This window comes from Paenibacillus sp. FSL L8-0340 (genome assembly GCF_038593145.1).
GTDB lineage: Bacteria > Bacillota > Bacilli > Paenibacillales > Paenibacillaceae > Paenibacillus_AQ.
In genome coordinates this window covers 398,804-415,872 of sequence record NZ_CP151967.1, presented here as the reverse complement: position 1 = coordinate 415,872, position 17,069 = coordinate 398,804, and the positions used below count along the sequence as shown (strand labels likewise).

Sequence of the window (17,069 nt, the reverse complement as noted above, 5' to 3'; positions counted from 1 at the left end):
TGCAAGGGCTTTCTTTGCTCCTTCATTGTAGCGAAACAACGCTTTCTTGAGAGAAATCGGGAATGAGATGACCGAATGCGGGAATGAAATGCCGCTACAGGCGCATGATCTGCCTGAATTCCTTGACCTTGCTGCGGCTTACCGGCACTTCAAAGTCCAAATCACGAAGCCGGAGCAGATACGTATTATTGAACCAAGGGATAATTTCCTTGATCTTGGACAGGTTCACAAGATAGGACCGGTGGCAGCGGAAGAAGCTGTCCTGCGGCAGCCGGCTGTGGAACTCGCTGATGCTCAGAGCCATGCTGTATTCCTCTCCCTTAGTCATCACGCTCGTTGTCTTCTCCTGCGCTGATGCATAATAAATCTCGTCGGCATCGACGACGATGATCTTCTCGTTTTTCCACAGATTGACCTTGTTGCTGACCGCAAGATGCCCTTCTTCTCTGGGACGGCTACGCGCCGCGAATGCCGCTTCCAGCTTGTTCAGCATGGCTTTCATCCGCGATTCACTGTAGGGCTTCAGAATATAGTCGAATGCTTCAATCTCGAAAGCGTCGGCGGCATGCTCCTTGTAGGCAGTGATAAATACTATATAGGGTTTGACCGAGAACCTGCTGATATTCTGGGCCAGCAGCACGCCGTCGATGGACGGAATATTGATATCCAGAAAAATCACATCGACTTCCTCAGCCTGCAGAAATTTCAGCGCATCCAGTCCGTCCTCAAACTCGGCGGTGATCACTATATCGCTGTGTGCTCCGATCAGAAAGGCAAGCTCACTCCTTGCCAGCACTTCATCCTCTACAATTATCGCTCTCATCGCTTCTCCTTTGTGACGTCGAAATAAATGTCCGTCCCTTTATCCAGCCGGTGAATAGTCAGACCCTTGCCATAAATCAGCTTTACCCGCTGTTGTACGTTATATAGCCCGATTTTGTTATCCGGCATGCTTCCGCTGTAGACCTTCTCCATCGTCTCCTGCGCGATACCCGCTCCGGTATCGGCGATGCCGATCCGTACGGTCTCTCCCCGGTCCTTCACCGAAATCGTTACCGTGCCCGGTCCCTTCACTTTTAAAATGCCGTGAACAATCGCATTCTCCACCAGCGGCTGAATAATCAGGCTGGGAATACGCACCTCCACTTCGTCGATATCATACTCAACGGCCAGGCGGCTGCCGAAGCGGGCTTTTTCAATCTCCACATATTGCTGGACCTGCTGCAGCTCACGCCGGATATCAATAAATTCATCGGTCAGCTCCAGATTGTATCTCATATAGCCTGACAGGTTGATGATCAGCTCCCGCGCCTTATCCGGGTTGATCCGGATCAGGGAACTAATCGCGTTCAGCGCATTGAACAGAAAATGGGGATTAATGCTCGTCTGCAGCGCCTTCAGCTCAGCTTTGTTGGCCATCTCCTTAATGCCTTCGACCCGCGATACCTCCATCAGCGTAGAGATCATCTGCGACAGCCCTACTGCCATTGCCTGCAGTGAGTAAGTGATTTTATGGGCTTTGGTATAGTAAATTTTAAGTGCTCCGGTCACTTCGCCTTTCTCTTTCAGGGGAATGATAATCAGTGACCGGATTGCCCGGTTCATATATTCAGTATCGTCATCGCGGATCGTAATTTCGCCGTCCCTCAGCGTCTTTTTCGTCTCTTCACTGATAATCTCGTTCGTCTCGGTGTAGTATTCCTCCCCCACTCCCACATAGGCGCGGATGAATCGGGTATCCGTGATCGCTACCGCATCGGCACCGATGTCCTCCTTGATAATCCCGCAAATGGTGCGCAGCGACTGGGGATTAATGTTGCGGAAATACGGCAGCGTCTTATTGGCAATGTCCAGAGCCAGCTTGGACTGCTTCGCGGCGATCCGTTCCTTCTCCCCCTCCACACTCTGGACAAGCATAACAATGAGGCCGACACTGATCTGACCCACAATCATCGGAAAAGCGATCTTCGAAACGATATCCACACCCAGCGATGAAGGATCTGCCATAACCAGAATAAGCAGCATGGTCAGTGCTTCGCAGCCCATCCCGGCCAGAATGCCGGCAATCCAGCGGCGGTCAGCCGAGGTCCGGCGGTAAATAACGCTGGATACAATTCCCGCCGTGACACTTGTAATCAGGCAGGGCACGGAAGTCACGCCGCCGATATCAATCAGAAAACGGTGAACCCCGGATATAATGCCGGTAATCAGTCCGACCCAAGGACCAAACAGAATCCCGCCGGCCATGATAGCGATAATCCGCACATTTACCAGCGAGCCGTCGACTTTAATGCCGCTGTAGGTTCCGAAGATCGCGAACAGGCTGAAGATCACCGTCACGATCACAAGATCCTGTGGAGCGTAAGCCCCTTTGACAAAAATCTCTTTAAACCGCGGCAGCCGGGTCAACACAAACAGGCACATCAACAGCAGTGCCGCCCTTTCGAACAGTTGCAGCAATATCGTCAAGTTATGTTCCACAGCCACGCCTCCAATGGTCAATCTACCGGTCCATTATAAGATGTGCCAAATCATAATAGCAATCCGCCCTATTGTCTTTTTAGAGTACCCAAGCCTGTAAATTGGGCCTTATAATAAAGGCATCGGATAAAAATCCCGTTGCTTTATGTAGTTCAACTATTTAAAGGAGGACCTATGCTGCTGATCCATACGGAGGAAGATCTCCTGCGGGCCGTGAGAGAAGACCCGTGGATGATGAATATTCTATCTGCCGCCCGAGCGCTAATGCTGCCCGATTCCTGGGTCTGCGCCGGATTTGTCCGCTCTAAAGTCTGGGATGTCCAGCATGGATTTACGGAAAGAACACCGCTGGCAGATATTGATGTTATTTATTATGATAGCAACGACATCCGCGAAGAGACCGAAAAAGCCTGGGAAGCGCAGCTGCGAGCTGCCGATCCTTCTATCCCCTGGTCGGTCAAAAACCAGGCGAGAATGCATGTGGTTAACGATATTCCGCCCTATACCTCTTCTGCCGACGGCATGTCCAAATTTCCCGAGACGGCAACCGCGCTTGGGCTTTCGCTGGATGAACACGGTAATTTAAGGTTGGCCGCCCCTCATGGCATCCAGGATGTCATCCAAATGGAGCTCAGACCCACTCCGAGTTTTATAAGCAACCGCCAGTTGCACTCTATCTATGAGAAACGGATCGCCAGCAAGAATTGGAGGTTGTTATGGCCTCGGGTGCAAATTACAGCTGTCGGCCAGCTCGCCCAAGAAGATAGGAACGCTTGGTAATATCACTTCAGAACATTTACGAGCAACACCCTTGCCGCCTTTTTACTGTCTCCGTCCAACCAGACTCTGACTGTAGGGGCGACTGGGGATGATTCTACTATGGAGACCAGGCCGGAAATCGTACTTTCTTCGTAGGTGGTGATGATCCTATTTTGATCAGACGCCAAGTGCCTGATAATGATTTTGGTGGAGGCACCTACTGGAATGGTACTATTCTCTTGCCCAAGTTCTGTTGTTTCCGCTGTTTTCTTCAGCATACTATACTTAGGATTGTTATATAGGGTTATAGCGTCAGTCTGGGCAGCGGTCAAATCGCCGAACAGATCCGCCGTACTCTCATCTACGCCTGTCATGAGCTGCTTATTCTCATCTATGTATTCCATCTCCTGATCGGCAAAAGGCAGCAGGCTGCGATCCAGCACCCCCGTCACAACACCTCCGCCAAGTCCCGCCAGTAAAAAGAATCCAATGATCGCTGCAAGGAGCTGGTTTCCGGAAGGAGCGATCTTGAAGAGTGCTTTATACAAGGCTACGCCAATCACACCTCCTGCACAGTTCAACAGAATATCGTCAATATCACTGCTTCCCAGCGCAAAGATATATTGAATGATTTCAAAAGCTATACTAACCGAGAAGACGAAAACAAACTTAAATCCCCAGTTCCTGCTCTTTCCTATATAAGCTGCGGCAAGGCCTAAGGGGATAAAAATCCCGATGTTGCCCAATACATTGGTCACCATTCTATCGCTGCCGATGGATTCATCTGTAAAAAATCTGTAAATCGTATGGAAGGGGATCAAGTTCACACTTCTTAAGGCTGCGTCACCCTCTCGAATTTACAATTATGATAATTATTGTATACCATATGAGCGGGAGTTCAAATGATAGATAAATAGAAGAAGGGCAGACTCAACGCAGAAATTCCTGCAGTGAGTCTGCCCTTCTTCACTTATTCTATTGTCTTTAAGCGCCGGTTTGTTCCAGCATCCCCCGGGCAATCCATACCCCGGCGGCTCCGGCTTGAGCCAGACCGCGGGTAATGCCCGCACCGTCTCCGCCGCAGTACAGTCCGGAAATTTCCGTCTCCAGATTGTCCGTAAGCTTCGGACGGGCCGAATAAAATTTCGCCTCTACTCCATAGAACAACGTATGTTCGGAGGCGATACCCGGAGTTACTTTTTCCAGCGCTTCCACCATTTCAATCAGGCTCTTCATGGTGTTGTACGGCAGTACCAGTCCCAGATCGCCGGGTACCGCTTCCTTCAGCGTCGGCTCCAGGAATCCTTCCTTGATTCGCGTTTCCGTTGAACGCCGGCCACGGAGAATATCACCGTATTTCTGTACAATCACGCCGCCGCTGGACAAATCGTTCGCCCGCTTGCAGATTTCCCGGGCATATTCATTGGGCTTGTCGAAGGGCTCGGTGAACGTATGCGAGACCAGCAGGGCAAAGTTGGTATTCTTCGAACCCAGTGCAGGGTCTTTATAGGAATGTCCGTTGGCCGCCATCACACCGCTGTGATTTTCCACAACAACATGTCCTGACGGATTGCTGCAGAAGGTGCGGACACGGGTGCCTACAGATGTATTGAAAATGAATTTCCCCTCATAGAGATGTTCATTGATCTCCCGCATTACCACATCCGAAGTTTCGACTCTTACACCTACATCGACCTGATTATTGTACATTTTCAGCCGGCGCTTCTTCAGCACCTCGGTCAGCCAGGCCGAACCGTCACGGCCCGGGGCAATCATAACCTTATCCGCCTCATGGCTTTCCCCGTTTTTCAGCGTAATGCCTGTAATGCGGTGCGTTCCATTGTCTTTTACGGTTACTATATCCTGAACCTCTGTCTTGAACAGCATTTCAATACGTGTTTTCAAATATTCGTATATGGATTTAAGGATTTCCAAATTTTGCTCTGTCCCCAGATGGCGTACCTGTGCCCGCAGCAGCTTCAGTCCGGCAGCGTAACCCCGTTGCTCAATATTGCGGATACTCTCGGTTGTCGGATCGGTAATGACCGGTGTTGCGCCATGCTCCAGGTTAATGCTGTCTACATATTCGATCAGCTCCAGAACTTTGGAGGGTGCCAAATAATCGGTCATCCAGCCGCCGAACTCCGTCGTGATATTAAATTTGCCGTCACTGTAGGCCCCTGCTCCCCCGAAACCGGCAGTAATTGAACAGGCAGGCAGACAGCCGGCAAATTCCTTGCGCCCCGAAGCGGGCGGACAGAGCTTGATCTTCTCCTCAAGGATCGGGCAATTACGGCGGTAAATATCATGACCCTTGTCCACAAGCAGCACCTTCAAATCAGGCGCCTTTCGTGTCAATTCATAGCAGGCGAATATTCCAGCCGGACCCGCACCAACGACAATCACATCATATTTACTCATCTGTTTCTCTGTTCCTCCTAGGGAGAAACGGCATCGCCGTACTCATGCAGGCCATTATCCGTTTCTGCGAAAATAGATAGTTTATTAACCACAACACAAAAATCCCGGATACTTCATAGGTATGCAAAATGCACCCTATTCGTAGCCAGGAATTTACGGTCCCCTGTAGAAACCCCCAAACCTTATCTTTGAGGATATACGAACAGCTTAACTTTATTATATGAGCCAATAGAAATTTTACAGATTATTCACGAATGTGTCAAGGACAAAACCATACAATAATTCGCCTTTAGATCCTAATTAGAGAATTTTTAACTATATCTCCTGATTTCAATTCACTTAAACACGAACATTATTAGATGAATTTCACTGGAAGGAAACCTGAGGTATTTGTCGAATATATAGTTATATCGCCACTGGAAAAGAGGAACCGCTCATGCACATCCCAACGCTAACTCCTCGCCAAATCTATTGGAATCGGGTACTCCTCAATACATTCTGGATGGTGCTGATTGTACATTTGGCAAGCCAGCTATTTGCCTCCCTGTCTATGTGGGGACATCTTCCACAATTTACGAGCGGGCAATATTTTATTCCCCATATGCTGATTCCAGATTCGACCATATTTGCTCTAATTGTCGTTCTGGAAGCTGTCTACAAGTGGAAGCCCTTATTTTCAGAGTTTTCAATAATTTTCACCAGCCATATTTACGCAATTTTGATGATTTCAAATCTTAGCCCGGAATATCATGTTAAACCCCTGATCATGCTCCTCCCATTGCTCGTCTCTATGATTTATCTGAAACAAAGCTATATGAAGGTTTCCTCAGCCGTCTGTCTGCTGTACGCCGTTATGCTGTTTCTTAATACATCGCCCTATGACTATACGCTGCGAATTGAGCATATTATAATCGCTCTCATCTTCGCCGGAACATCCCTGGCTGGATTCGGGGTGATCGTCAGAGGCCGCGAGCTCATACAATCACTGGAGAACTCTATGAAATCCGAGCAGGATCTGCGCATTCAGAATATCATTATGGACCGTCTGTCCAAGATCGACCCCCTAACGGATTTGTACAATCACAAAACCTTTCATGAGTATTTAGGCTGGCTGATTGAGCATCAGCAGAGCAACCCCTTCCCGATGCAGCTGGCGGTGATGGATATTGATAATTTCAAAAAGGTAAATGACCAATATGGGCATTGGGTCGGAGATATCGTCCTTAAGCAGGTTGCAGGAATGGTATTGAAGCATATTGGCTCAGATGACTTTGCCGCACGTTACGGCGGAGAGGAATTCGTCATTATTCTCACCGCCAAGAAGCTGGAGGAATCAAGCGAAATTATAGGGCGGATCTTAACGGGGATTGCAGGCATGCCAGTCACCGAAATGGACGGTAAATCCGTAACGGTGAGTATCGGGATGCATGACTATCGGGGCGAGGATTCCAAGAGCTCCACCTTTCAGCAGGCGGACGATGCCCTGTACGAAGCGAAGAAGACCGGCAAGAACAAAATTATCATTTTCTAAGCCGTCCAGTAGACATATGAGGAGACTTTCCCAAGACTATTCCTGCGTGAAAATATAAGCGAGCCCGCGGACTGTATCGTCCCGGGCTCGCTTTGCTATGCAGCTATCTCTATTTCTGTTTCTATTTCTATTTCAATAATGAGGCTCCAGCAGTTCCCATACTCCGCGCTCGGGAACCGGCCTGCTGATTAAATAACCCTGTACCTTATCGCAGTCGAATTGCTTAAGAAATTCCAGCTGTCTGGCATCCTCTACTCCCTCAGCTACCACATCAAGACCCATTTTGTGGCCGAGAACGATGATCGTCTGAACAAAGGATTGGCTGTAGGCCTTATCCTCCAGAGAATCTATAAAGATTTTATCCATCTTCAGTGTGGAAATCGGCAGCTGCTGCAAATAACTCAAAGAAGAATACCCTGTTCCGAAATCATCCAGGGCGATACGGATCCCGCGCGACTTAAGGAATCCCAGCTTGCTTACAGTGCTTTCGAAGGATTCCATAAATATGGATTCCGTGATTTCGAGTTCCAGGCAGCTGGGCTCAAGTCCGCTTTCCGCAAGGCTGTCCAGCACCATTTCCACGAAATCATCCTGCAGCAGCTGAATGATCGAAATGTTGACGGATATTTTATATGGAATTCCGGTGCGGTCATGTACGCTTTTCATGAACCTGCTGGCTTCTCTAAGAACCCATTCGCCGATATATATAATCAGCCTGGAATCCTCGGCAATCTTGATAAATGACAGCGGTGATACAAAACCAAGCACAGGACTGTTCCAACGAATCAAGGCCTCAAAGCCGGAAATCATCCCGGTCCCGATCTCCACCTGCGGCTGATAATGAAGCTCAAATTCATTGTTGTTCATCGCACTTCGCAGATGCTTCTCAATGTTCATCCGTTCATTAAACGCGGTATGCATGGACTTATCATAGACTACATACGTGCTTTTGCCCTCTTCTTTGGCCCGGTACATCGCCACATCGGCATTCTTCAGAATCTCCTCTGTGGTCTCCCCGTCTTCCGGATAGAAGGAGATTCCGATGCTGACAGAGACATACAGATTGCTTTCTCCGATAAGGAAAGACCTGCGGAATGACCGCATGATGTCCTCCGCCAAATTCAGCACGGCTTCACGGTCATCCGTATCCTTGAGGAAAATTACAAATTCATCTCCGCCGAGTCTCGAGAGCATGGCTCTTTCATCCACAAGCGACTGCAGCCGTTCACTGGCTTTGCGGATGAGAATATCACCCGACTTATGACCCAGCGTATCATTGATGTATTTGAAATTGTCGGTATCCACAAACAAGAGCGCCGCTTTGCCGCCCGGCCGCTGGAAGTAATTCTCCATCGTCTCCAACAGGCTGAGGCGGTTGGGCAGATTACTGAGTGAGTCCACATAAGCCAAACGGTGCATATTCTTCTGATTTTCGACCAGCATATCATATTGTCCTACCAGTTCCTGCTGTGTTGCCGTAAGCTGCTCATACGTCGCCTCCAGCTCCTGATAGCTGTTACTCAGCTTGAACTCAGCTTGCTTGCGTTTGCTGATGTCAATCAGGGAACCCAGGAACAGCACAATCCTGTCCTTTGGATCGACAATCGCTTTGCCGCGCACCTCAAACCATACATAGTTGCCGTCATGGGTTCGCATGCGGTATTCAGTCTCGTAAATCGGGGTCAACCCGGACAGATGCTCTTGTCTCGCCTTTCGTGCAGTCTCCTGGTCATCGGGATGAATGATACTGAGCACCCCGCCGTCGAACGAGTTGATTTCTTCTTCATTGTAGCCCATCACTTCGTACCAGCGGTCAGAAAGCTTATAGACCCCTGTCTCCCAATCCAGCTCCCACATATAAGCACCGGAGCTTTCTGAGGCCAGGCGGAACCGGCGTTCACTGACCCCCAGCTTGTTAAGCTGTTCCTGCAGCTCCACCTCTGCCGCCGCCAGCTCCTCATAGGTCGACTCCAGCTCCTCGTAGCTGAGCTGAAGCTTAAGCTCACTCTCCTTGCGCTCATCAATATCCAGTCCAACCAGTACGAAGATGTCCTCAGCCTGCTCATCCATCCCCTTAATCAGAGTAGTCCGTATGGAGAAATAGCGGGCATCCGGCACATGATCGGGAAGCCGCACTTCAACGTTGCCTGCGTAGTCCTTGTACACCGCTTTGATAAGGAGATCTCTGAGCAAGGCTGCGCTGCCTTCCAGACCGGGAATATCATCGAGGCTTATTCCAAGCATGTCCTGCTCCTTCAGCCCCGTCATCTTTTCCGCATACTGATTGAAACGCACGATTCTCTTATCACCCTGCACCGCCCAGACAATCATCCCGGTATGCTCAATAACATCCTCAAAAAATTCCTGCTCGGAGTGGATAGTCCGGCGTAAATGCCTGATGTAAGCCCTTATTAGAACAATACCAAAAAGCAGCACACAGAAGCCGATGACAATTCCTGAAATGATCCTCCCTTTGGTTAGGGATTGGTACTCATCCGAATGAGCGAAAAAATATTGCCGGTACAGCTCCTCAAAAGCACCGGACCGCTGCAGCCGTTCCAGCCGTGCATTAACGTAGGAGACCAGCTCCGGTGCTGATTTGCTGATACCATAAGCGATATCCTCAGGGTATAAATTACTCATTTTATGAATAATCGCACCGGTTAATCCACGGTCAACAATCAAATAATCGACAACGCCCTGATTCTCGAACAAGAGATCAATCTCGCCTTTCTGCAGAGCCTCCAGCGCTTCTGGTACTGTTGCATATTCTATGTAATGTGAGACTCCTGCTTTGCCGTGCAGCACCATCTCGGAGTACTGACCCTTGCCCACTCCTACCTTATAGTTCTCCAAGGTGCTTAGCTTCACTTCTTCTTTCAGCGCCTGGCGCGAATAGACAGAGATATAGCTTTTGAACACAGGCTTAGAGAACAATGCCTGCTTCTTTCTCTCCTCCGTAACGGCCATAAGTCCGGTGGTATCAATCTCTCCGTCAATTAGCCGTTTATACGTTTCCTCCCATTCGCCGGTGCTGTATTGAATCAGATAATCCTGCTTCTCAAAAATCATACTTGTCAGGTCAATATCAAAGCCGGTCAGATATCCGTCCTGTATGTATTTATAAGGCGGATAACCCAGCTCTGTCTGATACCTTATCTCTTGTCTTTCAGCGTGAGCGGCAGCAGGGGGTGCAATCATGAGCACAATGCTAATTAGAAGGATGAGTTTACACCGCTTCATCGCAATTCTCCTTTTTCCAATAAAAATCGGGCTAAGAGCATTTATAAGAAGCTGTATTCGACAAAAAATGGTATGGTTCCTGCAAGTTACCCGATCTATTGTGATAAATTGTGCAAATATACCAGTTCACTTCCCCGCTTGAGCAAAGTGCTGCACTGTCCATTACAAAGACAATTCATCTTTTTAATTTATTTATATTGCTTTTTTAGCTTAAAATGTGGATAATAGCAATAACACTTGATAATGATTATCATTATTAAATAAACGAATACATTCAATTCACTATATGGAGTTAAAAGGAGACTGAACACCCATGAACTCAGCCAATACCCGGACCGCTCTGCAGGTTGACGACTATCTGGATCTGCTCAATCTTGCTGTTAAAGTTGGAGATTTGAAATGGCAAAAGGAAATTAAATCCAGATTACAATATATTCTCTGCCTGCAAATCAGATAATGATCGTGCAGAATGCCGCATTCCCGGATTACGGGGGTGCGGCTTTTTTTGTTTCCATTTATAGAAAAACAATTGATACAAGCTGCAAAAGGGCCATTAATTGCTTAAAAGTGCATCTGCAAAGCTTAGAATGTTTAATGATATAGTATAATAATCGGCATAATATACTGAACAATAGTCCTATAGATCGGAGCGTGCCAGTTTGAAAAAATATATTTCCTTGTTCCTGATCATCAGCCTGCTATGGATGCCAAGTATCTATGCGGCAGCGATTCCCGCTCAGCAGGGACTGGTTACCGATGAAGCCGGTCTGCTCACAAAGCAGGAGACAGCTGCTATTGCCGCTATTGCTGAGGGAGACCGCTATACCATCCGGGTGCTGACTGTCGATTCTTTGGATGGCGCCGAGCCTGGCACCTATGCCACTGACGTCTATGATTCCTGGGGCCTGACGCCGCAGGATGTTCTCCTTCTGATCTCTGCCGGAGACCAGAGAGTTGAACTGAACTTCAACAATCCGGGCCTACAGGACTATATCAATTCCTGGTCTCAAGCTCAAGGCGGAGCCTTGGATACCGCAGCCCTCACGGGGCTGCTGGACACGTATTTTAATCCTTATGCCCGGGAAGGGGATTTTGCCGGGGGAATCCGTTCCATGATTCAGAAGCTGCACTCCTTCGGCGGCACTGGCAGCAGCAGCGACCCAGGCCTTGGACTGCTAAAGTTGGCCGGCATTGTCATTGGGATAGCGCTGCTGGCATTAGTGCTGTATGTGCTGTTCACCGGCCTGCGCAGACGGGGGCAGCTCCGCAGCCAGCAGGAGCAGCTGGCCGACTTGCTGGTCCGGGCGAACCGGGCGCTGGAGTCCCTGCAGCCGTTCCAGGGAATTGTTCAAGGCAAGACGGGAGAAATGGTCGAGGGAATCTCCAAGCGGCTGTCTGCACAGCTGGTGGAGATCTCCGCATTGCAGAGCAGTCAAAGCTCACAGCCCCCCTTCTACCGTCTGAAGGCGCTCAAGGCTGCCAGCTCACAGTTGCAGCAGACTGAAATAGCTTTCCGCTCCTCGCTGGAGGAAGAAGAGCAGCACATTGCCGTAATCAGTGATGCTGACCGCAACGTTAAACAGCAGATTACCGAACTGAAGAAGGAAGCGCCTGAATTGAACCTCCAGCTTCAGAGTGCGGTCAAGGAGACCGGCTATGGGCTGCAGGAAATTGCTGATGATCTGAAAGAGCTGGCTGAAGAGACCGCCAAAGCGGATGAGCTGGAGCTGTTCGACCCAATTGCCGCACAGGATATGACCGGGGAGGCGCAGGAGAAGCAGGCGCAGATCGAGCAGGACCTGCACGATGTCGATACGTATGACGACAAATTGAATAACTTTTCTGGAGTTCTGGCGGCTGCCCGCAGCACAATCGCCGCATTGATCGAACAGAATTCCCTCCACAATATGAAGGTCAAACCTTATGAGAATCTGGATCAGGCCTCCGCAGCAGCCGCAACACTTGAAGCTCCCCTGCGCAGCGGAGACATGGATGAAGTGCGCAAAATCGCTGCCCGTATGGATTCCCTGCTAGGCGATGCCATTGCCATGACAGAGCGCCAGGCCCTGATCCGCCAGAACAACCTGAGGGATCTGGATACGATCCGCAGCCGTTGGAGCGGGCTGTCTCAGCGGCGCAATGAGCTGAACAGCCGGATCTCCGAAGCCCGCAGCCGGTTTGCGGAGATCCATCTGACCCAGCTTGAGGAGGTAATGGAGACTGCGGGAACACAGCTCCGTCAGGGTGCGGGAGAAGTTCCGCAGATCGAAACCTGGACCAATGACCAGCGGGGGGAATATGACAATGCCCGCAATAGCCTGGACCAGCTGCTCAAACTTCAGGAAGAAACCGCCCAGAAGTTCGACAATGTCGGCGAAAGTCTCAATATGCTGGGCCAACGCTTAGCTAACGTCACCCGGCTCCTGCCGGAAGGACAGGAGCGTGTGGATACGGCCCAGCGGCGGCTTCAAAGCAAGGGAATCGCCTCCAGAAGCCAATTCCAGCTCTCCCTGATCCCTGAGTATGGTGAACTGGAGCAGCGGCTGTCCATCCGGCCTTATAACCTGGATGAACTGGAAGCTGTGGCACATGCCTACGAGTCCCAGATTTCCTCCTTCGTGGAGGAAGCGAACCGTCTCGTACGCCAAAAAGAAGAAGAGGAGCGCCTGGCACAGCTGGCCATCCTGCGGGAACAGCAGCGCCGGGAGCAGGCACGCAAGCGTGGCTCCTCTTCCGGCGGCTTCGACGGCGGCAGATCATCCGGCGGTTCCTCTTGGGGAGGCGGCGGCAAATCCGGCAGAAATTCCTCTGGCGGCTCCAAATGGTAGACAGCGAACATATCTATGCAAAACGCCACCGGCCCGGAAACGGGCCGGTGGCGTTTTTGACTTGAACTCTTTTTCACTTTTCATTCGTTTTTTTCTGAAATAACCAGAAATATCCAGAAAAACAATGAATATGATAGAACGGCTTCATTATATGAGTATACAAGGCCCCATACATATCAATATGTAAATTTTTGTATTTATTTGAACATTGAGTAAAATGAACATTAGACTTACGATTATTTTGTTAATTAATTCCAAATAAGGACGAAGGAAGGCGATCAAACTATAACGCTCACTCTCTCATGCACCGTGGTATATACCCGCATGTAAGTTTCTTAAACACAGTGAAAGGAATGTGAGAACTTGTGAATAAAGTTGCATTGGTAAGCCCATTAAGAACAGCCGTTGGTTCTTTTAACAACGGACTTTCGTCAGTGAGCGCCTCAGAATTGGGGGCAAACGTGATGACAGCCTGCCTTCAGCAAAGTCAACTAGAGCCTGCATTGATTGATCAAATTTACTTAGGAAATGTCCTTCAAGCAGGCACTGGCCAAAATCCTGCCAGACAGGCGGCACTAAAAGCCGGCATTCCCATTGAAGTACCTGCATCAACAATAAACACGGTTTGCGGTTCAGGGCTTCATGCCGTCGCTTTAGCTTACAACTCTATTTTGGCAGAACAAGGCGGCGTCCTCTTAGCTGGAGGTATGGAGAGCATGTCGAACGCCCCTTATGTACTAAGGAATGCACGAAATGGCTACAAGCTGGGCAACAGTGAATTGATAGACACCGTGGTAGCCGACGGCCTTACGTGTCCCATCAACAAATATCATATGGGAATTACCGCAGAAAACATTGCCGCGAAATATAACATTTCAAGACTTGAGCAGGATGAATTTGCCTATGGAAGCCAGATCAAGGCTATAGAAGCAAAAAACAAGCATGTTTTTGCAGAGCAGATTGTTCCCGTTCTGACCAAAACCAAAAAAGAGAATATTTGGTTCTCAGAGGATGAACATGTAAGAGGAGATGCAAGCAAAGAAAAACTTTCTAATTTAAAACCTGCATTTAAAACAAACGGATCGGTTACCGCCGGAAATGCCTCGGGGATCAATGATGGAGCGGCGGCTGTACTTGTTATGTCGGAAGACAAATGCAAGGAACATGCGGTTCAACCGTTGGCCTATATCAAGGGTTATTCACTTGTTGGCGTTGACCCTGCATATATGGGGATGGGCCCGGTGAAAGCCGTTTCGTCACTTCTTAAGGATCAGGGAATCTCCCTTGATGCCATCGATCTGTTTGAGATTAATGAAGCCTTCGCTGCACAAGCATTAGCGGTAATAAAAGAGCTTGGGGTCAGCCCGGAGAAGGTGAATGTCAATGGCGGTGCAATCGCGATTGGACACCCTGTCGGTGCAAGCGGAGCGAGGATATTGGTTACGCTTGTGCATGAAATGGTACGAAGCTCTGCGCGTTATGGCATAGCCTCGTTATGTATCGGAACGGGTATGGGAATCGCGATGCTGATTGAGAATGCACTCATCTAACACTCTTCTATAAGAAAGGGAGATCCGATTGTTATGAATCCACAAGAGATTTTTTCACTACAGTCCATGCCTGCAGCCAGCGCTAGTTATGGCCGTCCCCCCTACCGCTTCATCGACAGGGAATTTTTTATAATTACCTATGAATCCGATCCCGCTGCGATTAGACAGGCGGTCCCGGAGCCTCTTCAGCCGGATGGAAGCAACACCGTCTCCTATGAATGGATCAAGATGCCTGATTCATCCGGTCTAGGAAGCTATGAGGAGAGCGGCATTGTCATCCCGTGTACCTTTCAGGGCGAACCCTGCAATTTTGTTGCCCAAATGTATTTGGATAACGCACCTGCTATTCTTGGGGGACGTGAAATTTGGGGGTTCCCCAAAAAATGGGCGAATCCCCGCCTGAGTGTTGAAGGTACAGAAACGCTGACCGGTACATTACATTATAACCATGCCCTGGTGGCCATGGGAACCATGCCTTTTAAACATAACATTCTCAGTGAAAAGGACACGGCTACAGCCATCGCAAAAACCCAAGTGAATCTAAAATTAATTCCCGATGTTGATGGTGGCCCTAAAATTGCGCAGTTAGTGGCGTACAATCTCGAGAATATTACAGTAAAGGGCGCCTGGTCAGGGTCGGCCCGGTTAAGTCTGACACCCCACGTCCATGCTCCTGTGGCAGATTTTCCTGTTAAGGCGTATATCGGCGGCAAACATTTTATTGCCGATTTAACACTGCCATACGCAAGAGTCATTCATGATTATCTCCAGTAAACTTTGCTTTCCAAGTGGAAACGGCTACGCCGTCCTTTTAAAGGACGGGGTGCTTCAGCGAGAAATAGAAGGATAATATATAGCGTGAAACATAAATTCTATATTTTCAAAAAAATATACAAGGAGTCAGAAACCATGAACAACAAATTAATCTCCGCAGAAGACGCCGTTAAGAAGGTCAAAGACGGAGACACGGTGATGGTCGGCGGTTTTCTGGCCGGAGGCCATCCGGAACAGTTGGTGCGTGCGCTTGTCGAGACCCATTCCGCCGGTAATCTCTCGATTATTTCCAATGATACTGGCACCACAGAATTATCTATATATAAGCTTGTAAATAGCGGCAGAGTCAAGCGGATTTATGCATCCTATATCGGCTCCAATCCGGAAACGGGAAGACTCCTTATGACCAAAGAAGCTGAGGTAAACCTCTTCCCGCAAGGCACATTAGCTGAAAAAATACGTGCAGGAGGAGCAGGCTTGGGCGGTGTTTTAACACCTGTAGGTGTAGGTACCATTGTAGAGGAAGGCAAAAGGAAAATTGATATTGACGGAAAGGAATATCTGCTCGAACTGCCGCTCAAAGCGGACGTGGCGCTAATCAGAGCCCATAAGGCAGATGAAGCGGGCAATCTTGTGATCAACGGCTCCTCACGCAACTTCAATTTCGTTATGGCTACGGCGGCAGATTATGTAGTTGCCCAGACAGACGAATATGTAAAGCTCGGGGAGATTGATCCCAATCATGTCAACGTACCCGGAATATTTATCGACGCCATTGTAAAGGTAGGGGATATGCATGAATAACCGAGAATTCATTGTGAGAAGAATCGCCCAGGAATTCAAAGACGGCGATGTGGTCAACCTGGGTGTCGGCATGCCTACCATGGCAGTAAACTATATTCCCGATAATGTTCATATTATGCTGCAGGCTGAGAACGGAATCCTTGGTGTTGGCCCCAAAGCCACAAAGGAACAAGAAAATATCGATTGTATTGATTCTGGCGGAAGTTATGTTACAACAATGGCAGGAGCTTGCTATTTTGACAGTGCGCTTTCATTCTCCATCATCCGTGGAGGGCATGTGGACATCACCGTCTTGGGTGCCTTGGAGGTTGATGAGAACGGCAACCTTGCAAGCTGGATGATTCCAGGAAAAAAAGTGCCGGGCATGGGGGGAGCTATGGATTTGGTGGTCGGGGCCAAGCGTGTCATTGTAGCCATGGACCATGTGAACAAAGATGGGGAACCGAAAATATTAGAACATTGCAAGCTTCCCCTGACTGCTGTAAATGTTGTGCAAACCATTGTAACCGAAATGGCTGTCATCGATGTGATTCCGGGCACAGGGCTGATGCTGAAGGAAATTGCGCCGGGTCTGTCGGTGGAAGACGTTCAAAAGGCAACCAGGGCAAAGTTGTTGATCTCGCCAAACTTGAAGGCCATTGCCGTTTAAGCAAAAAGGTAACCTACGGTATTTGGCTA

General features: G+C 49.0%; 13 protein-coding genes and 1 riboswitch. Of the genes, 8 read left to right on the top strand and 5 right to left on the bottom strand.

Translation table 11 applies throughout. From position 1 onward, the window contains the following. Positions 1-94 precede the first annotated feature (94 nt). Together NST07_RS01910 and NST07_RS01905 are read right to left on the bottom strand one after the other, a co-directional pair. The gene (locus tag NST07_RS01910) at positions 95-823 is read right to left on the bottom strand and encodes a LytTR family DNA-binding domain-containing protein (protein WP_341089367.1); all 729 of its coding nucleotides are present in this window, start codon (positions 821-823) and stop codon (positions 95-97) included. After that, positions 820-2,481: a sensor histidine kinase gene (locus tag NST07_RS01905; RefSeq protein ID WP_341377093.1), complete on the bottom strand. Its 1,662-nt coding sequence runs from the start codon at positions 2,479-2,481 to the stop codon at positions 820-822. The genes NST07_RS01910 and NST07_RS01905 overlap by 4 nt, the downstream gene beginning before the upstream one ends. 177 nt (positions 2,482-2,658) lie before the next feature. Between NST07_RS01905 and NST07_RS01900 the strand changes: the two genes are divergently transcribed. After that, positions 2,659-3,261 (top strand): nucleotidyltransferase family protein, encoded by a 603-nt coding sequence (locus NST07_RS01900; protein ID WP_341097522.1) that lies wholly within the window; start codon positions 2,659-2,661, stop codon positions 3,259-3,261. 2 nt (positions 3,262-3,263) lie between these two features. Here the strand turns inward: NST07_RS01900 and NST07_RS01895 are convergent, their stop codons facing one another. After that, on the bottom strand, positions 3,264-4,067 hold the full coding sequence (locus tag NST07_RS01895) for a VanZ family protein (protein ID WP_341089365.1): 804 nt from the start codon (positions 4,065-4,067) through the stop codon (positions 3,264-3,266). A gap of 157 nt (positions 4,068-4,224) precedes the next feature. Further along, entirely contained in the window at positions 4,225-5,661 is a 1,437-nt protein-coding gene (locus NST07_RS01890; RefSeq protein WP_341089364.1) for an NAD(P)/FAD-dependent oxidoreductase, read from the bottom strand. Between the two features lie 122 nt (positions 5,662-5,783). Next, positions 5,784-5,883, bottom strand: a riboswitch (purine riboswitch). A gap of 568 nt (positions 5,884-6,451) precedes the next feature. Between NST07_RS01890 and NST07_RS01885 the strand changes: the two genes are divergently transcribed. Next, complete coding sequence (locus NST07_RS01885; RefSeq protein ID WP_341377089.1) at positions 6,452-7,192, top strand: GGDEF domain-containing protein; 741 nt, start codon at positions 6,452-6,454, stop codon at positions 7,190-7,192. A 132-nt stretch (positions 7,193-7,324) separates the two neighbouring features. Here NST07_RS01885 and NST07_RS01880 read toward each other — a convergent pair whose 3' ends face one another. Further along, positions 7,325-10,435 (bottom strand): EAL domain-containing protein, encoded by a 3,111-nt coding sequence (locus tag NST07_RS01880; RefSeq protein WP_342480967.1) that lies wholly within the window; start codon positions 10,433-10,435, stop codon positions 7,325-7,327. Positions 10,436-10,748: 313 nt separating this feature from the next. On the opposite strand from NST07_RS01880, the gene NST07_RS01875 reads away from it, so the two are divergent. From NST07_RS01875 to NST07_RS01850, 6 genes are all read left to right on the top strand, one after another. Continuing rightward, on the top strand, positions 10,749-10,892 hold the full coding sequence (locus tag NST07_RS01875; protein ID WP_179091777.1) for a hypothetical protein: 144 nt from the start codon (positions 10,749-10,751) through the stop codon (positions 10,890-10,892). Positions 10,893-11,094: 202 nt separating this feature from the next. Beyond that, entirely contained in the window at positions 11,095-13,263 is a 2,169-nt protein-coding gene (locus tag NST07_RS01870) for a TPM domain-containing protein (protein WP_342480966.1), read from the top strand. A gap of 365 nt (positions 13,264-13,628) precedes the next feature. Beyond that, complete coding sequence (locus NST07_RS01865; protein ID WP_342480965.1) at positions 13,629-14,813, top strand: acetyl-CoA C-acetyltransferase; 1,185 nt, start codon at positions 13,629-13,631, stop codon at positions 14,811-14,813. A 33-nt stretch (positions 14,814-14,846) separates the two neighbouring features. Further along, the gene (locus NST07_RS01860) at positions 14,847-15,587 is read left to right on the top strand and encodes an acetoacetate decarboxylase (protein WP_342480964.1); all 741 of its coding nucleotides are present in this window, start codon (positions 14,847-14,849) and stop codon (positions 15,585-15,587) included. A 135-nt stretch (positions 15,588-15,722) separates the two neighbouring features. Next, positions 15,723-16,391, top strand: a complete 669-nt coding sequence (locus NST07_RS01855) for a CoA transferase subunit A (protein WP_341377083.1) — start codon at positions 15,723-15,725, stop codon at positions 16,389-16,391. After that, entirely contained in the window at positions 16,384-17,040 is a 657-nt protein-coding gene (locus NST07_RS01850) for a 3-oxoacid CoA-transferase subunit B (protein ID WP_341089352.1), read from the top strand. Before NST07_RS01855 ends, NST07_RS01850 begins: the two co-directional genes overlap by 8 nt. The last annotated feature ends 29 nt before the right edge of the window (positions 17,041-17,069 follow it).